At 73.2% G+C, this 12,484-nt stretch carries 11 protein-coding genes; 9 read left to right on the top strand and 2 right to left on the bottom strand.

Going from position 1 to position 12,484, the window contains the following annotated elements:
* Positions 1 to 7: 7 nt before the first annotated feature.
* Positions 8 to 1,117, bottom strand: coding sequence for an MJ1255/VC2487 family glycosyltransferase (locus tag FGE12_RS14855; RefSeq protein WP_194797891.1), 1,110 nt, complete (start codon positions 1,115 to 1,117; stop codon positions 8 to 10).
* Positions 1,118 to 1,156: 39 nt separating this feature from the next.
* On the opposite strand from FGE12_RS14855, the gene FGE12_RS14850 reads away from it, so the two are divergent.
* The 9 genes from FGE12_RS14850 to FGE12_RS14810 all read left to right on the top strand — a co-directional run bounded on the left by FGE12_RS14850 (position 1,157) and on the right by FGE12_RS14810 (position 10,194).
* Entirely contained in the window at positions 1,157 to 1,441 is a 285-nt protein-coding gene (locus FGE12_RS14850) for a hypothetical protein (protein ID WP_153867134.1), read from the top strand.
* A gap of 25 nt (positions 1,442 to 1,466) precedes the next feature.
* The gene (locus tag FGE12_RS14845) at positions 1,467 to 3,044 is read left to right on the top strand and encodes a benzoate-CoA ligase family protein (protein WP_194797890.1); all 1,578 of its coding nucleotides are present in this window, start codon (positions 1,467 to 1,469) and stop codon (positions 3,042 to 3,044) included.
* A complete protein-coding gene (locus FGE12_RS14840; protein ID WP_153867132.1) occupies positions 3,041 to 3,802 on the top strand; it encodes a creatininase family protein in 762 nt (253 codons plus the stop codon). The genes FGE12_RS14845 and FGE12_RS14840 overlap by 4 nt, the downstream gene beginning before the upstream one ends.
* 135 nt (positions 3,803 to 3,937) lie before the next feature.
* Positions 3,938 to 4,966: a phytanoyl-CoA dioxygenase family protein gene (locus FGE12_RS14835; protein ID WP_153867131.1), complete on the top strand. Its 1,029-nt coding sequence runs from the start codon at positions 3,938 to 3,940 to the stop codon at positions 4,964 to 4,966.
* A gap of 96 nt (positions 4,967 to 5,062) precedes the next feature.
* Positions 5,063 to 5,878, top strand: coding sequence for a glycosyltransferase (locus FGE12_RS14830; RefSeq protein WP_194797889.1), 816 nt, complete (start codon positions 5,063 to 5,065; stop codon positions 5,876 to 5,878).
* On the top strand, positions 5,875 to 7,038 hold the full coding sequence (locus FGE12_RS30950; RefSeq protein ID WP_153867129.1) for a GNAT family N-acetyltransferase: 1,164 nt from the start codon (positions 5,875 to 5,877) through the stop codon (positions 7,036 to 7,038). The genes FGE12_RS14830 and FGE12_RS30950 overlap by 4 nt, the downstream gene beginning before the upstream one ends.
* Before the next feature lie 32 nt (positions 7,039 to 7,070).
* Entirely contained in the window at positions 7,071 to 7,937 is an 867-nt protein-coding gene (locus FGE12_RS14820; protein ID WP_153867128.1) for an alpha/beta hydrolase, read from the top strand.
* Between the two features lie 9 nt (positions 7,938 to 7,946).
* A complete protein-coding gene (locus FGE12_RS14815) occupies positions 7,947 to 9,164 on the top strand; it encodes a heparan-alpha-glucosaminide N-acetyltransferase domain-containing protein (protein WP_153867127.1) in 1,218 nt (405 codons plus the stop codon).
* Positions 9,165 to 9,303: 139 nt separating this feature from the next.
* Positions 9,304 to 10,194 carry a LysR family transcriptional regulator gene (locus FGE12_RS14810; protein WP_153867126.1) on the top strand — a complete coding sequence of 297 codons (891 nt, stop codon included), beginning with the start codon at positions 9,304 to 9,306 and terminating at the stop codon, positions 10,192 to 10,194.
* A 15-nt stretch (positions 10,195 to 10,209) separates the two neighbouring features.
* On the opposite strand, the gene FGE12_RS14805 is transcribed toward FGE12_RS14810, so the two are convergent.
* Positions 10,210 to 12,462 carry a PAS domain S-box protein gene (locus FGE12_RS14805; RefSeq protein ID WP_153867125.1) on the bottom strand — a complete coding sequence of 751 codons (2,253 nt, stop codon included), beginning with the start codon at positions 12,460 to 12,462 and terminating at the stop codon, positions 10,210 to 10,212.
* Positions 12,463 to 12,484 lie beyond the last annotated feature (22 nt).

Here is a 12,484-nt window from a genome sequence, read left to right as displayed (position 1 = left end):
CGGAGGCCTATGCGCGCGGCTTCGCGTCCTTCCAGAGGGAGAGCGGGTCCGCGCCCGCCTCCTTCGCCCGCTGCAGCTGCTCCTCGAGTGCGGTGAGCATGAGCGTGTTGCCGTCCTGGTGGTAGCCCTGCAGCGCCTCGGCGCAGGCGGGCACGCGGCGCAGGAACGCCTGCAGGCTCTCCGCGGTGAGCGCCTTCGCGTACATGCCGTAGCCCAGGCGCTCGAGGTAGAGCGCGTTGAGCACCTGCTCGAACTGTCCCTCCAGGGGCAGCGCGAGCAGCGGCTTGTGCAGGTACACCGCCTCGCTCATCAGCGTGTAGCCGCCGCCCGCCACCACGGCGCGCGCGGTGCGCAGGTCGTCGATGAAGCCCGCCTCGCTGAAGGGGCGGTAGGTGAGGTTGCCGTCCACCAGGTCCTCCTTCAGGTCGCGGCGCAGCCCGTAGATGCGGCAGGGCAGCCCGCTCTGCTTGAGCACCTCGGGCAGGCGCGTGTTGGTGGTGGCGGTCTGGTAGACGAGCAGGTGCTCGCCCTGCTCGCTGCGCGCGGCCAGCACCTCGGGGCGCAGGATGGAGGGCAGGAGCGTGGTGCGCTCCTTGCGCACGGGCGGGTAGAAGAAGGTGGTGACGAGGTAGTGGAAGGCGCCCGGCAGCTTCGCCTTCACCAGCGCGCGGCTCAGCTCGAAGCTGTCCTCGTGCCCCGCGAGCAGCGCCGGGTCGTGCTTGCAGCGGTTGATGACCTGCATGTTGTCCACGCTCACCACCGGCAGGAAGTGGTTGCGCGCGAACAGATAGCTGAAGCTCTCGAAGTCGCTCACCACCACGTCGGGGCGGAACTCCTCCGCCAGCTCCAGATACTGACGCACGTTCTGCGGCCAGCCCTTGAGCGCGCCCTGCACGTTCTGCAGCACCGTCTGCACGCTCTTCACGCTGTTGCCCTCGTAGGCGAGCGTGAGGCCCCAGATGCCGCGCACGTTCTGGAAGCGCTGCTGCAGGTAGTCGCGGGCGCGGCCCGAGACCACGATCTGCACCTCGTGCTTCTTCACCAGCTCCTCGAGCAGCACCCGCGAGCGCGTGGCGTGCCCCATCCCTTCGCCGACGACTCCATAGAGGATTCGCATTCGACGCCGCAGCATACGCGGGCTAGCCTGGGCGCGCCCATGGACGCCCCGCCCCGCTCCCCCCCGCCGCAGTCGCTCGCCCGCGCCGCGCTGCTGGGGCTGGGGCTGGGGCTGCTCGGGGGCGCCATGATGCTCGCCTTCTTCGCCCTGCGCGGCCTCACCGGCCCGGACTGCGCCGGCCTGGAGCCGATCGAGTGCGCCGCCGAGGTCGAGCTCGCGCGGTCGCTGGGCCGCCTGCAGGCCGCGAGCGCCGTCGCGCTCGCGCTGCTCTCGATCGCCGTGTTCCTCTGGCTCCGCAAGCGCTCCCCCGCTGACCACCCGTGACGCTGTTCCCAGGAGGACTCCCCGCGTGGACCCCACCCCTGCAGCCCTCGACTGGCGCCACCTCCCCGAGCGGCTGAACCTGGCCGAGCTGTTCCTGCACCGGCAGCTGCCCGCGCGGGGCGATGCACCGGCGCTGCTCACCGAGACGGAGACGCTCACCTACGCGCAGCTCGCGGACCAGGTGGACCGCGCCTGCGCGGTGTTCCGGGCGCTGGGGCTGCAGCCCGAGCAGCGCGTGCTGCTGATGCTGCCGGACGTACCGGCCTTCGCCTCCGCGTGGCTCGGCTGCGTGAAGGCGGGCGGCGTGGTGGGCGCGGTGAGCCCGGACCTCAAGCCCGAGGAGGTGCGCTACTACCTCGAGTACACCGGGGCCACGCTGCTCGTCGCGCACGCGAGCGTGCTGCCGCTGGTGGAGGCGGCCCTGCCCCACTGCCCGCGCCTGCGCCGGGTGCTGGTGGTGGGAAGTGGCGAGGCAGGCGCGGGAGCGGGCGCACACGTTGCCTACGAGCGCGCGCTCGCCGAGGCGACGCCGGACCCGCACTTCCACCCCACGCACAGGGACGACGCGGCGGTGTGGCTCTTCACCTCGGGCTCCACGGGCTTCCCGAAGGGCGCGGTGCACAAGGCGCACGACTTCCTCTACAACGCGCTCACCTACGGGCTGCCCATCCTCGGCTACCGGCCCGGGGACGTGATGCTCAGCGTGCCCAAGCTCGCCTTCGGCTACGCGCTGGGGACCAACCTGCTCTTCCCGCTGCTCGCCGGCGCCGCGAGCGTGCTCTTCCCCGAGAAGCCCACCCCCGAGCGCCTCTGCGCGCTGGTGCGCCGCTTCCGGCCCACGCTGCTCACCGCGGTGCCCACCGCGCTCAACCAGCTGGCGAGCGCGCCCGAGGCGGAGGGCACGGACTTCTCCTGCCTGCGGCTGTGCGTGAGCGCGGGTGAGGCGCTGCCCGCGGAGCTCTACCACCGCTTCCGCGCGCGCACGGGCGTGGAGGTGCTGGACGGCATCGGCAGCGCGGAGATGTTCCACATCTTCATCACCAACCGCCCGGGCGACGTGAAGCTCGGCGCGCTGGGGCGCGTGGTCGAGGGCTACGAGGCCCGGGTGTGCGACGACGAGGGGCACGAGCTGCCGCGCGGCGAGGTGGGCACCCTGTGGGTGCGCGGCGACTCGATGGCGCTCGAGTACTGGCGCGAGCACGAGAAGAGCAAGCACACCTTCCGCGGGGACTGGTGCGTCTCGGCGGACAAGTTCCGCCAGGACGAGGAGGGCTACTTCTACTTCTGCGGCCGCGGGGACGACCTGCTCAAGGTGAGCGGCAAGTGGCTCGCGCCGGTGGAGGTGGAGAACGCGCTGCTCAGCCACCCGGCGGTGCGCGAGGCGGCGGTGGTGGGCTTCAAGGACCACGACGGCCTGGACAAGCCGCGCGCCTTCGTGGCGCTGCAGCCCGGGCACGCGGGCAGCCCCGAGCTCGCCGAGGCGCTCAAGGCGCACGTGCGCGCGCAGCTCGCCGCGTACAAGGCGCCGCGCGAGGTGCGCTTCGTGGAGGCGCTGCCGCGCAGCGAGCGCGGCAAGGTGCTCAAGGGGGAGCTGCGCGCATGAGCAGCCCGTTTCGCGCGCTGGAGGCCGCCCACCTCTCCTGGCCGCGCGTGCGCGCGCTCGCCCGCGGCGGCGCAGTGGCGCTCCTGCCGGTGGGCTCGACGGAAGCGCACGGGCCCCACCTGCCGCTCGCGGTGGACGTGCTCATCGCCCAGGCGGTGTGCCGCGAGGTGGCGCGGCGCCTGGAGAGCGAGCGCGGGGTGCAGGCGCTGCTCTTTCCGCCGGTGGCCTACGGTCTCACCGACTTCGCCGCGTCCTTCAGCGGCACGGTGAGCCTCGCGGCGGACACGGCGCGCGCGCTGCTCGCGGACGCGCTCGCGGGCATCGCGGGGCACGGCTTTGCGGCGACGCTCGCGGTGAACCACCACCTGGAGCCCGCGCACTTCCGCGTGGTGCACGAGGCGGCGAAGGCCGCGCGCGAGCGCAGCGGCGCGCGCGTGCTGGCGCCCGACCACCGCCGCCCGCCCACCGGGCCCCTGCTGGGCCGGGAGTTCACCCACGGCGGCAGCCACGCGGGCTGCTACGAGACCAGCCTCATGCTCGCCGCGGCGCCCGAGCTGGTGGACCAGGACGCGCTCGCGGGGCTCGCGGCCGTGGAGGTGGACCTGCCGGCGCGCATCAAGGCCGGGGCCAGGGACTTCCACGAGGCGGGAGGGCCCGAGGCCTACTTCGGGGATCCCCGCAGTGCCTCGGCCGAGGAGGGGAAGCGGCTGCTCGGAGTGCTCGCGGACGCGGTGCTCTCGGCGCTGGACGCCCCCTGAGTCACGGCGACCCCAGGATGACAGCGCGTCGGCCGCTGGTGTAATCCTACAGTGTAGGGGGGGCTGAGCCAGCGAGTGTCGTGTCGGGTCCCCCGGCCACCGTTCTCCTGTCTCTCCAAGCCCCTCCGAGCCCTCATGAACGCCCTCGCCCGCCCCGCGGACGTCCGTCCGGACACGCTTCCCCTGCAGACGCTGCAGCTCACCCCCCGCGAGCAAGCGGAGGGGGTGATGAGCGCCGAGCACCGGGAGCTCGCGGCGGCCATCCTCGCCTTTCGTGGCTACGTCATCCTCAAGGACGCGCTGCGCCCGGAGTTCGTGGAGCGGCTGCGCGCGGAGGTGGCGGAGATCTACGCGGACTGCCGGTCCACGCTGGACGCGGTGGAGACGGACGGCAGCCCGGATGCGGTGCGCCACACCTACGTGTCCGGGCGCAAGGGAGCCACCTTCTGGTTCCGCAAGTCGCGCTGGCGCATCTTCCCGCGCCTCACCGGCATCATGGGCTCGCCGGAGCTGCTGGCGAACGCCTTCGTGATGCCGGTGCTCGAGCAGCTGCTGGGGCCCGGCTTCTACTGCAAGTACGTCTCGAGCGACACCTGCGTGAAGGGGGCGATGCTGCAGTCGCCGCACAGCGACATCGACCAGGACCGGGTCATCCACCAGGGCCAGTGGCGGCCGCGCGGCTTCATCGTGAACGTGCCGATCGCCGAGTGCGGGCTGCACAACGGTCCCACCGAGGTGTGGCCGGGCGGCAGCCACATGTGGTCCTCGGGGCTGTTCGAGCGCTTCGGGCTCGCGCCCTACGTGCAGGACGGGCGCAACCCCCCGGTGGAGCGGCTCGCCGAGTACTTCCCGAGCGTGAAGGTGACGCTGCAGCCCGGGGAGATCCTCGTGCGAGACCTGTCCATGTGGCACCGCGGCACGCCCAGCGGCAGTGAGCAGCCGCGCACCCTGCTCACCACGGCCTACTTCCGCGCGGGCTACGAGTACTTCTACGGCGACGCCTCCTACAACCTGGACCCGCAGCTCTACCGCGAGCTGGACCCGCGCGTGCGCGGCCTCTTCCAGCACCACTTCTCGCTCGCCCACGCCCTGCGCCTCGCCCGGCACCGGGTGAGCTCGGCGGTGGGGCGGCGCGCAAAGGCCCTCTTCACCCGCGGCTCGTAGTAAAGGGGCACACCTTTCCCCCCATCCGTGGCCGCTGTACCCCTGGCAGGGTCATACAGCGCGCCCCAAATTCTGCACATGCAAGGCACAGCTCCCATGGTCTCCGACGTCCCGGACGTCTCCGTCGTCATCCCCACCTTCCGCCGGCCCCAGGCGCTGCGCGAGGCGCTGGAGAGCGTGCTCGCGCAAGAGGGCGTCCAGGTGGAGGTGCGTGTCCTGGACGACAGCCCCGAGGGCTCGGCGCGCGAGGTGGTGGAGGCATTCCGCGACGCGCGCCTCACGTACGTGAAGCGCGAGGTGCCCACCGGGGGTGACCCGGCGGTGGTGCGCAACGAGGGCTGGCCGGTGGCGCGCGGCCGCTACGTGCACTTCCTGGACGACGACGACCGGGTGGCCGCGGGCGCCTACCGCGCCATGGTGGCCGCGCTGGATGCGAACCCGCGCGCCGGCATGGTGTTCGGCCGCGTGGACCCCTTCGGCAACAACGCCGAGGTGCTCGCGCACCAGCGCGCCTACTTCGCGGACGCGGCGCGCCGCGCCAAGCGGGCCCAGAAGGTGGGCTCGCGCCGCTGGATGGCCACCAACATGCTGTTCCGGCCCACGGTGCTGGTGAACAGCGCCTGCATGGTGCGCCGCGAGTGCGTGGCGCCGCTGGGCGGCTACCGCACCGAGTGCCTGGTGGTGGAGGACGTGGACTTCTACCTGCGCGTCATCCGCCGCTTCGGCTTCGTCTTCCTGGACGAGGTGGTGGTGCACTACCGCACGGGCGAGACCTCGCTCATGCACGACGCCCACTCCGAGCGCGTGGTGCGCTCGTACGGCGCCATCTACGAGCGCTACCGCGAGACGTACGGGCAGCTGGAGCTCACGGCGCTCAAGCTGTGCGCGAGGACGGTGCTGCGGTGGCTGTGAGCGCACTTCGCGTCGAGTCGCACGAGACGCCCGAGCGCCTGCGCGCGCTGCAGCCCGCGTGGCAGCAGCTCGGCGCCGAGGCGCACGGCGGCCTGCCCTTCCGGCTCTGGGAGTGGCAGGACGCGTGGTGGCAGCACATGCGCGCGCGCCAGCGCAGCGTGGGAGACCGGCTCTGGGTGCACGCGGTGCACTCGGAGGCTGGCGAGCTGCTCGCGGTGGCGCCCTTCATGCTCACCCACCGCCCCTCGGTGGGCCCCCTGCGCCTGCGCGAGCTGCAGCCCTTCGGCGCGGACCCGAACATGACCGAGGTGCGCAGCATCACCTGCCGGCCCGGGCACGAGGCGGCGGTGTTCGGCGCGCTGCGCGCGCACCTGCGCACGCGCGCCGGCGAGTGGGACTGGATGAACTGGGGCAGCGTGCAGGAGGGCAGCGAGGCGGAGGCGCTGCTGCGGGCGCAGCCGGGCGTGCGCTGGGTGCGCGAGACGCCGGACTTCCTGATGCCCCTGCCCGCGGACTGGGAGACCTTCCGCTCGGGGCTCAAGCGCAACATCAAGGAGTCGCTGCGCAAGTGCTACAACGCGCCCCGCCGCGATGGGCTCGAGCCGCGGCTCGAGGTGGCCGAGGGCCCCGCGCAGGTGGCCGAGGGAGTCGCGCACTTCCTGCGCCTGCACGCGGCGCGCGCGAGCCGCGAGGACACGGTGCGCCACCGCGACGTGTTCTCGAGCGACGAGGCGCAGGGCTTCCTCGGGGACGTGTGCGCGCGGCTCGCCGGGCGCGGCGTCACCCGCGTGTTCCTGCTGCACCTGGGCGACGCGGTGGTGGCCGCGCGCGTGGGCTTCCTGCTGGGCGACAGCCTCTACCTCTACTACTCGGGCTACGACCCGGCCTTCGCGCAGTACAGCGTGATGACCACGCTGGTGGCCGAGGCGCTGCGCTGGAGCATCGAGCGGGGCCTGCGCACGGTGAACCTCTCCACCGGGGAGGACGTGTCCAAGACGCGCTGGGGGCCGGAGTGCGTGCGCTACCGCGAGGCGCTCGAGCTCTCGCCCAGCCTGCGCGGCAGCCTCGCGTGGGACGGCTACCAGCGGGCGCGCCGCGCGATGGCGAGCCCGCGCCTGAGCCAGCTCGCGGAGCGCTTCCTCAAGCGCAGCGCCGGCTAGGCGCGCGGGCCGTGAGCGGGAGGGAAGGCACGATGCGCAGCGCAGTGCGGTGGGCAGCAGGGGTGGCGGCGCTGGGGCTCGTGCTCGCCCCGGTGGCGCGCGCCGCGCTCTACTCCGAGCGGCTCTTCCACTACCCGCGCCCGCGCGCCCAGTGGCCCGCGGAGCTGCCGCCCGCGCAAGCAGCGCACTTCACCACCTCGGACGGGCTCGGGCTCTCGGGCTGGTTCGTGCCGCCGCGCAACGGCGCCACGGTGGTGCTGGTGCACGGGCTCGGGCAGGGGCGCCAGGGGCTCTTGCCCGAGGCGCGGGTGCTGCTCGAGGCGGGCTACGGCGTGCTGCTCTTCGACCTGCGCGCCCACGGCGAGAGCGCGGGCGAGGCCACCACCTGGGGCAACGAGGAGCGGCGCGACGTGGAGGCGGCGCTCGCGTGGGTGCGGGCGCAGCCGCAGGTGGACCCGGCGCGCGTGGGCGGCCTGGGCTTCTCCATCGGGGCGAGCGCGCTCGCGGACGTGGCGGCGCGCGACGCGGGGCTGGGCGCCGTGGCGCTCGTCTCCCCCTACACGCTGCTCTCGGACGAGGTGGACTTCGACTGCGGGCACCGCGACCCGCTCTCGCGCCTCGGCATGCGCCTGCCCTTCTGGCGCCGCCACATCGACCTGGCGGCGGTGCGCACCGTGGACGCGCTGCACGCGCTCGCGCCGAGGCCGGTGTGGCTGGTGGTGGGCGCGCTCGAGCGCGACACCGAGATGAACGCCGCGCTGCTCGCCGCGGCGCCCTCGGGGGCGAGCTGGCGGGTGCCGGGCGCAGGCCACGGCCACCTGGTGGAGGCGGCCCCGGCCGAGTACCCGCGCCGCCTGCGCGCCTTCTTCGACGCGGCGCTGCAGCCGCACCACCCCTGAGGAGCGCGCATGTCCCCTGCTCCCCACCCGCTCTCCCCGCCGCGGCAGGAGGCGCCGCTCCCGCTGCTGCACCCGGTGTCCCCGCAGCCGCTCGCCTCCGGGCCCCGCCTGCTCGCGGTGGACGCCGCGCGCGGCACCGCGATGCTGTTCGTGTTCCTCTCCCACTTCGCGGACAATTACTTCCCCGTCACGGATGCCGCGCACGCGCGGCTGCGGGTGACGCTGCAGGGGGTGGGCTTCCTGGCCACTCCGAGCTTCATGCTCATCAGCGGGCTGATGCTGGGCTTGTTGTTCGAGCGGCGGCGCGAGGCCTTCGGCCCGGTGCGCCGGGCGCTGCTCCGCCGCGGCCTCTTCCTGCTCACCATCGGCCACGTGCTCATCGCGGTGGCGCAGCTGCCCTCGCTCCCCTCGCCGTGGGAGGCGCTGCAGGAGCTCGAGGTGACGGACACCATCGGCGTCGCGCTGCTGGTGGGCCCCCTGCTGGTGCCGCGGCTCTCCGCGCGCGTGCGGCTGCTGCTCTCCGCGGGGCTCTACGCGCTGAGCCAGGTGCTGGTCTATGCCTGGACGCCGCACGCAATGGCGGCGCAGCTGGTCAAGGACGTGCTGCTGGGGATCTCGGACTCGCACCACCTGCTCATCTACTGCTTCCCCTTCGCGCCCTGGATTGCGCTGTACTGCGCAGGCAGCGTGCTGGGGGAGTGGCTCGCGCGCGAGCTGGCGGCGGGCCGCGAGGAGGCGGTGCGCGCGCGGCTCGTGCGGCTGTCGAAGGCGCTGGGCGGCGTCGCGGTCGCGGGAGTCTCGGTGCACCTCGTCATGCGCTGGGCGCGGGGCCATGCGGCCGGGTTCTCACCGGGAGCCCAGCAGGTGCTCGAGGTGCTGCGCCACGCGAGCTCACCCTTCTCCAAGATGCCGCCGGGGCTCACCTACCTCGCGCTCTACTGCGGGCTCGCGCTGGGCATCCTCGCGCTGCTGCTGCGCGCCGAGCGCGCGGGGCGGCTCGGGCCCTACCTGCGCGTGACGGCGATGCTGGGGCGCCACTCGCTGCTCGCCTTCGTGCTGCAGTTCTACGTCTACTACGCGCTGCTGCCCTGGCTGGGACTGCGCTACTCGCCCGCGTGGCCGCTGTACCTGCTCGCCACGGTGGGGCTCCTGCTGGGGCTGGTGCGGCTCGCGGACGCGCCGCCTTCGGGGTGGGGCGCGTCGCGGCGGCGGGCTGCCCTGCGCTGAGGGCCCGCAGCCTGGCCGAGTGCCGTGCGGCCAACCCTTCGGCGCCCGGCGGGGTCCAGTAAGGGATATTGCCCGCGCAACCAAGCCCGGCTAATTAAGGCTGGCCTTACTATAAGGCTCCGGTGTAGGAGGCCGCCTTATGCAGCTCGAGTCCCTGAAGATGTTCTGCGACGTGGTCGAGACCGGATCCTTCTCGCGCGCCGCGCAGCTCAACCACGTGACCCAGTCGGCGGTGAGCCAGCAGATCCGCGCGCTGGAGAACCGCTACGAGCAGAAGCTCTTGAGCCGCAGCGCGCGCCAGGTGACGCCCACGCCCGCGGGCGAGCGCCTCTTCCGCGGGTGCAAGGAGATCCTCGCGCGCTTCGGCGAGGTGGAGCAGGAGATCCGCGAGCAGAGCGCGGAGGTGGCCGGCACCACCACGGTGTCCACCATCTACTCGGTGGGCCTGCACGAGCTGGCGAGCGTGCAGAAGGTGCTGCTCAAGACGCACCCCAAGGTGAACCTGCGGCTGAACTACCGGCGCAACGACCAGGTCTACGACGACGTCATCCTGGGCGCGGCGGAGATCGGCATCGTGGCCTACCCGCAGCCGCGCGCCGGCGTGGACATCCACCCCTTCCGCGACGACAAGCTCGCGGTGGTGTGCCACCCGGGCCACCCCTTCGCCTCGAAGAACAAGGTGAGCCTCACCGCGCTCTCGGGCGTGCCCTTCATCGCCTTCGACCGCGAGGCCCCCACGCGCAAGGCGCTGGACCGGGTGTTCCGCGAGAAGAACCTCGAGCTGAACCCCATCATGGAGATGGACAACGTGGAGACCATCAAGCGCGCGGTGGAGATGGGCCTGGGCGTGGCCATCCTCCCGCTCGCCACGGCCCACGGCGAGATCGCCCAGGGCACGCTGGTGGCCAAGCCCTTCGCGGAGGGCCCCGTCTCGCGCCCCATCGGCCTGCTCATCCGCAAGGGCAAGTACCTGGACCGCGCGAGCGCCGCGGTGCTCGAGGCCTTCAAGGCCGTGCCGGTGGAGGAGTAGCCTCCCAGCGAGTCGTCAGCCCAGCGCGTCGCGGATGAAGCGGCGCAGGGCGTCCGGGGACACGGGCTTCTCCAGCTGGCAGTTGTCCACCTGCGAGAGGAAGGCGCGGGCCTTCGGAGTGAAGGCGCCCCCGGTGAGGAACACCATGGCGCGCGCCTTCTCCGGGGCCCAGCGGCTGAGCTCGGCGTGCAGGTCCATGCCGGTCATCTCCGGCATCATCAGGTCGCAGAACACGAGGTCGAAGTGCTCGCCGGCGCGCAGCCGCTCCAGCGCCTCCTGGGCGCGCGTGAGCGCGAGCACGTCGTGCTCGTCGCGCAGCAGCAGCTGGTAGGTCTTGCCGATGCGCGGCTCGTCGTCGATGAAGAGCAGCCGCCCGCGCCGTCCGGCCCTCACGCCGGGCCCGGGGGCGGGCGCGCTCTCCTCGGGCGCCTGCGGCAGGAACACGCGCATGCAGGTGCCCTGGCCGCGCTCGCTCTCCACCTCGATGCTGCCGCCCAGCTGCGAGACGATGCCGTGGCAGATGGCGAGCCCCAGCCCCGTCCCCTCGCCGATGGGCTTGGAGGTGAAGAAGGGGTCGAAGATGCGCGGCAGGTGCTCCCGCGCGATGCCCTCGCCGCTGTCGCGCACCTCCACCGCCACGCGCCCATCCGCCGCGGGGTAGACGCGCACCTCGATGTGGTGGCGGTCCGCGCGCCCCTCGGGGATGGCCTGGGCGGCGTTGACCAGCAGGTTGAGGAACACCTGGCCGAGCCGCGACTCGTTGGCCTGCACCCGGGGCACCGGCGAGAAGTCGCGCACGAGCCGGGCGCGGTGGCGGATCTCGTTCCACGCCATGTTGATGGAGGACTGCAGCACCGCGAGCACGTCCACCGGCCCGCGCCGCTCGTCGTCCCCGCGCGAGAGCGTCTTCAGGTCGCGCACGATCTGCCGCACCCGCTCGGCGCCCTCGCGCGCCTCGCGCACCACCTCGAGCAGCGCCTGCTCCTGCGCGCGGGCCAGCTGGGCCTCGAGGTAGCCGAGGTTTCCGAGCACGTAGGAGAGGGGGTTGTTGATCTCGTGCGCCATCCCGGCCGCGAGCGTGCCCATGGACACGAGCCGGTCGGCCGCCATCAGGCGCCGCTGCAGCTCGGCGCGCTCGGTGATGTCGCGCGCCACCAGCATCACGCAGGGAGCGCCGTCGAACTCGATCGCGAGCAGCTGCACCTCCGCGGTGCGCTCGCCGCCCGCGCCGCAGTGGAAGCGGTACTCGGCCGGAGGCGGCGGGGCCACCCCCTCGGCGAGCGCCCGCACGTGCCCCACGAGCGCCGGGGCGTCCCCGCCGTGCAGCAGCTGCGCGAGCGCGCGGGGCTGCAGCTGCGCGAGCGAGGCGACCCCGAGCGTGCGCAGGCCGCGCGGGTTCGCGTACACCACCTGCGCGTCGCGCAGCACGAGGATGCAGTCGGTGGAGGCCTCGATGAGGGTGCGGAAGCTCGCCTCCGAGCGGCGCAGCGCATCCTCCGCGAGCCGCCGCGCGGTGGTCTCCAGCGCCACCTTGCCCAGGAGGGGCGTGCCCCCCGGACGCTCGATGGGGAAGACCACGGTGAGCCACTCGCGCGGACCGGCAGCCGTCTGCACGCAGCGCAGGGCCTCCAGCACGCGCTGCTCCCGCACGGCGCGCAGGTCCCCGCGGTGAATCTCGGCCGTCTGGGCTCCCGGGTGCACCTCCTCGAGCGTGCGCCCGAGCAGCTCCTGCATCGGCTTGCCGTGCTGGCTCACGGCCCCGGGGTTGAGGAAGAGGTAGCGGCCCTGCTCGTCCTTGATGGAGGCGGCGATGGGGCTGTGCTCCATGAAGGAGCGGAAGCGCTGCTCGCTCTCCTCGAGCGCCCGGCGCGCGCGCTCGTGGGCCTCGTGCACGTCGATGAGGCTGCCGATGTAGCCCGCGAACTCCCCCGCCTCGTCGAAGTAGGGCACCCCGCGGTCGAGCATCCAGCGGTGGGCGCCGTCGTGGCGGCGCAGCCGGAACTCCAGCTCGAAGGGCTCCCGGCGCACGGCGTACGCGAAGCCGGTCTCCAGCACCCGGGGGCGGTCGTCCGGGTGCAGGCACTCCACCCAGCCCACCGTGGCCTCCTCCAGGGTGAGCCCCGTGAAGGCGAGCCAGGTGGAGTTGAAGTAGTTGCAGCGGCCCACGGCGTCCGCGCGCCACACCAGCATGGGCGCATGCTCGAGCAGCAGGCGGCCCTGCTCGGCGTCGGGGGGCAGGCTGGTGGGGCTGGGGGGAAGGTGGGTCACGCTGGCGCAGGAACACCCGCGC

It is taken from the genome of Aggregicoccus sp. 17bor-14 (assembly GCF_009659535.1).
Classification (GTDB): Bacteria; Myxococcota; Myxococcia; order Myxococcales; family Myxococcaceae; genus Aggregicoccus.
Note: the sequence above shows the minus strand (reverse complement) of the source record. Positions and strands in the feature narration are given on the sequence as shown.

What these genes read in the sequence shown, in the direction of transcription:
- FGE12_RS14855 (WP_194797891.1), bottom strand. Translation starts at nt 1,117, where the DNA reads ATGCGAATCCTCTATGGAGTCGTCGGCGAAGGGATGGGGCACGCCACG.
- FGE12_RS14850 (WP_153867134.1), top strand. Translation starts at nt 1,157, where the DNA reads ATGGACGCCCCGCCCCGCTCCCCCCCGCCGCAGTCGCTCGCCCGCGCC.
- FGE12_RS14840 (WP_153867132.1), top strand. Translation starts at nt 3,041, where the DNA reads ATGAGCAGCCCGTTTCGCGCGCTGGAGGCCGCCCACCTCTCCTGGCCG.
- FGE12_RS14835 (WP_153867131.1), top strand. Translation starts at nt 3,938, where the DNA reads ATGAACGCCCTCGCCCGCCCCGCGGACGTCCGTCCGGACACGCTTCCC.
- FGE12_RS14830 (WP_194797889.1), top strand. Translation starts at nt 5,063, where the DNA reads ATGGTCTCCGACGTCCCGGACGTCTCCGTCGTCATCCCCACCTTCCGC.
- FGE12_RS14820 (WP_153867128.1), top strand. Translation starts at nt 7,071, where the DNA reads ATGCGCAGCGCAGTGCGGTGGGCAGCAGGGGTGGCGGCGCTGGGGCTC.
- FGE12_RS14815 (WP_153867127.1), top strand. Translation starts at nt 7,947, where the DNA reads ATGTCCCCTGCTCCCCACCCGCTCTCCCCGCCGCGGCAGGAGGCGCCG.
- FGE12_RS14810 (WP_153867126.1), top strand. Translation starts at nt 9,304, where the DNA reads ATGCAGCTCGAGTCCCTGAAGATGTTCTGCGACGTGGTCGAGACCGGA.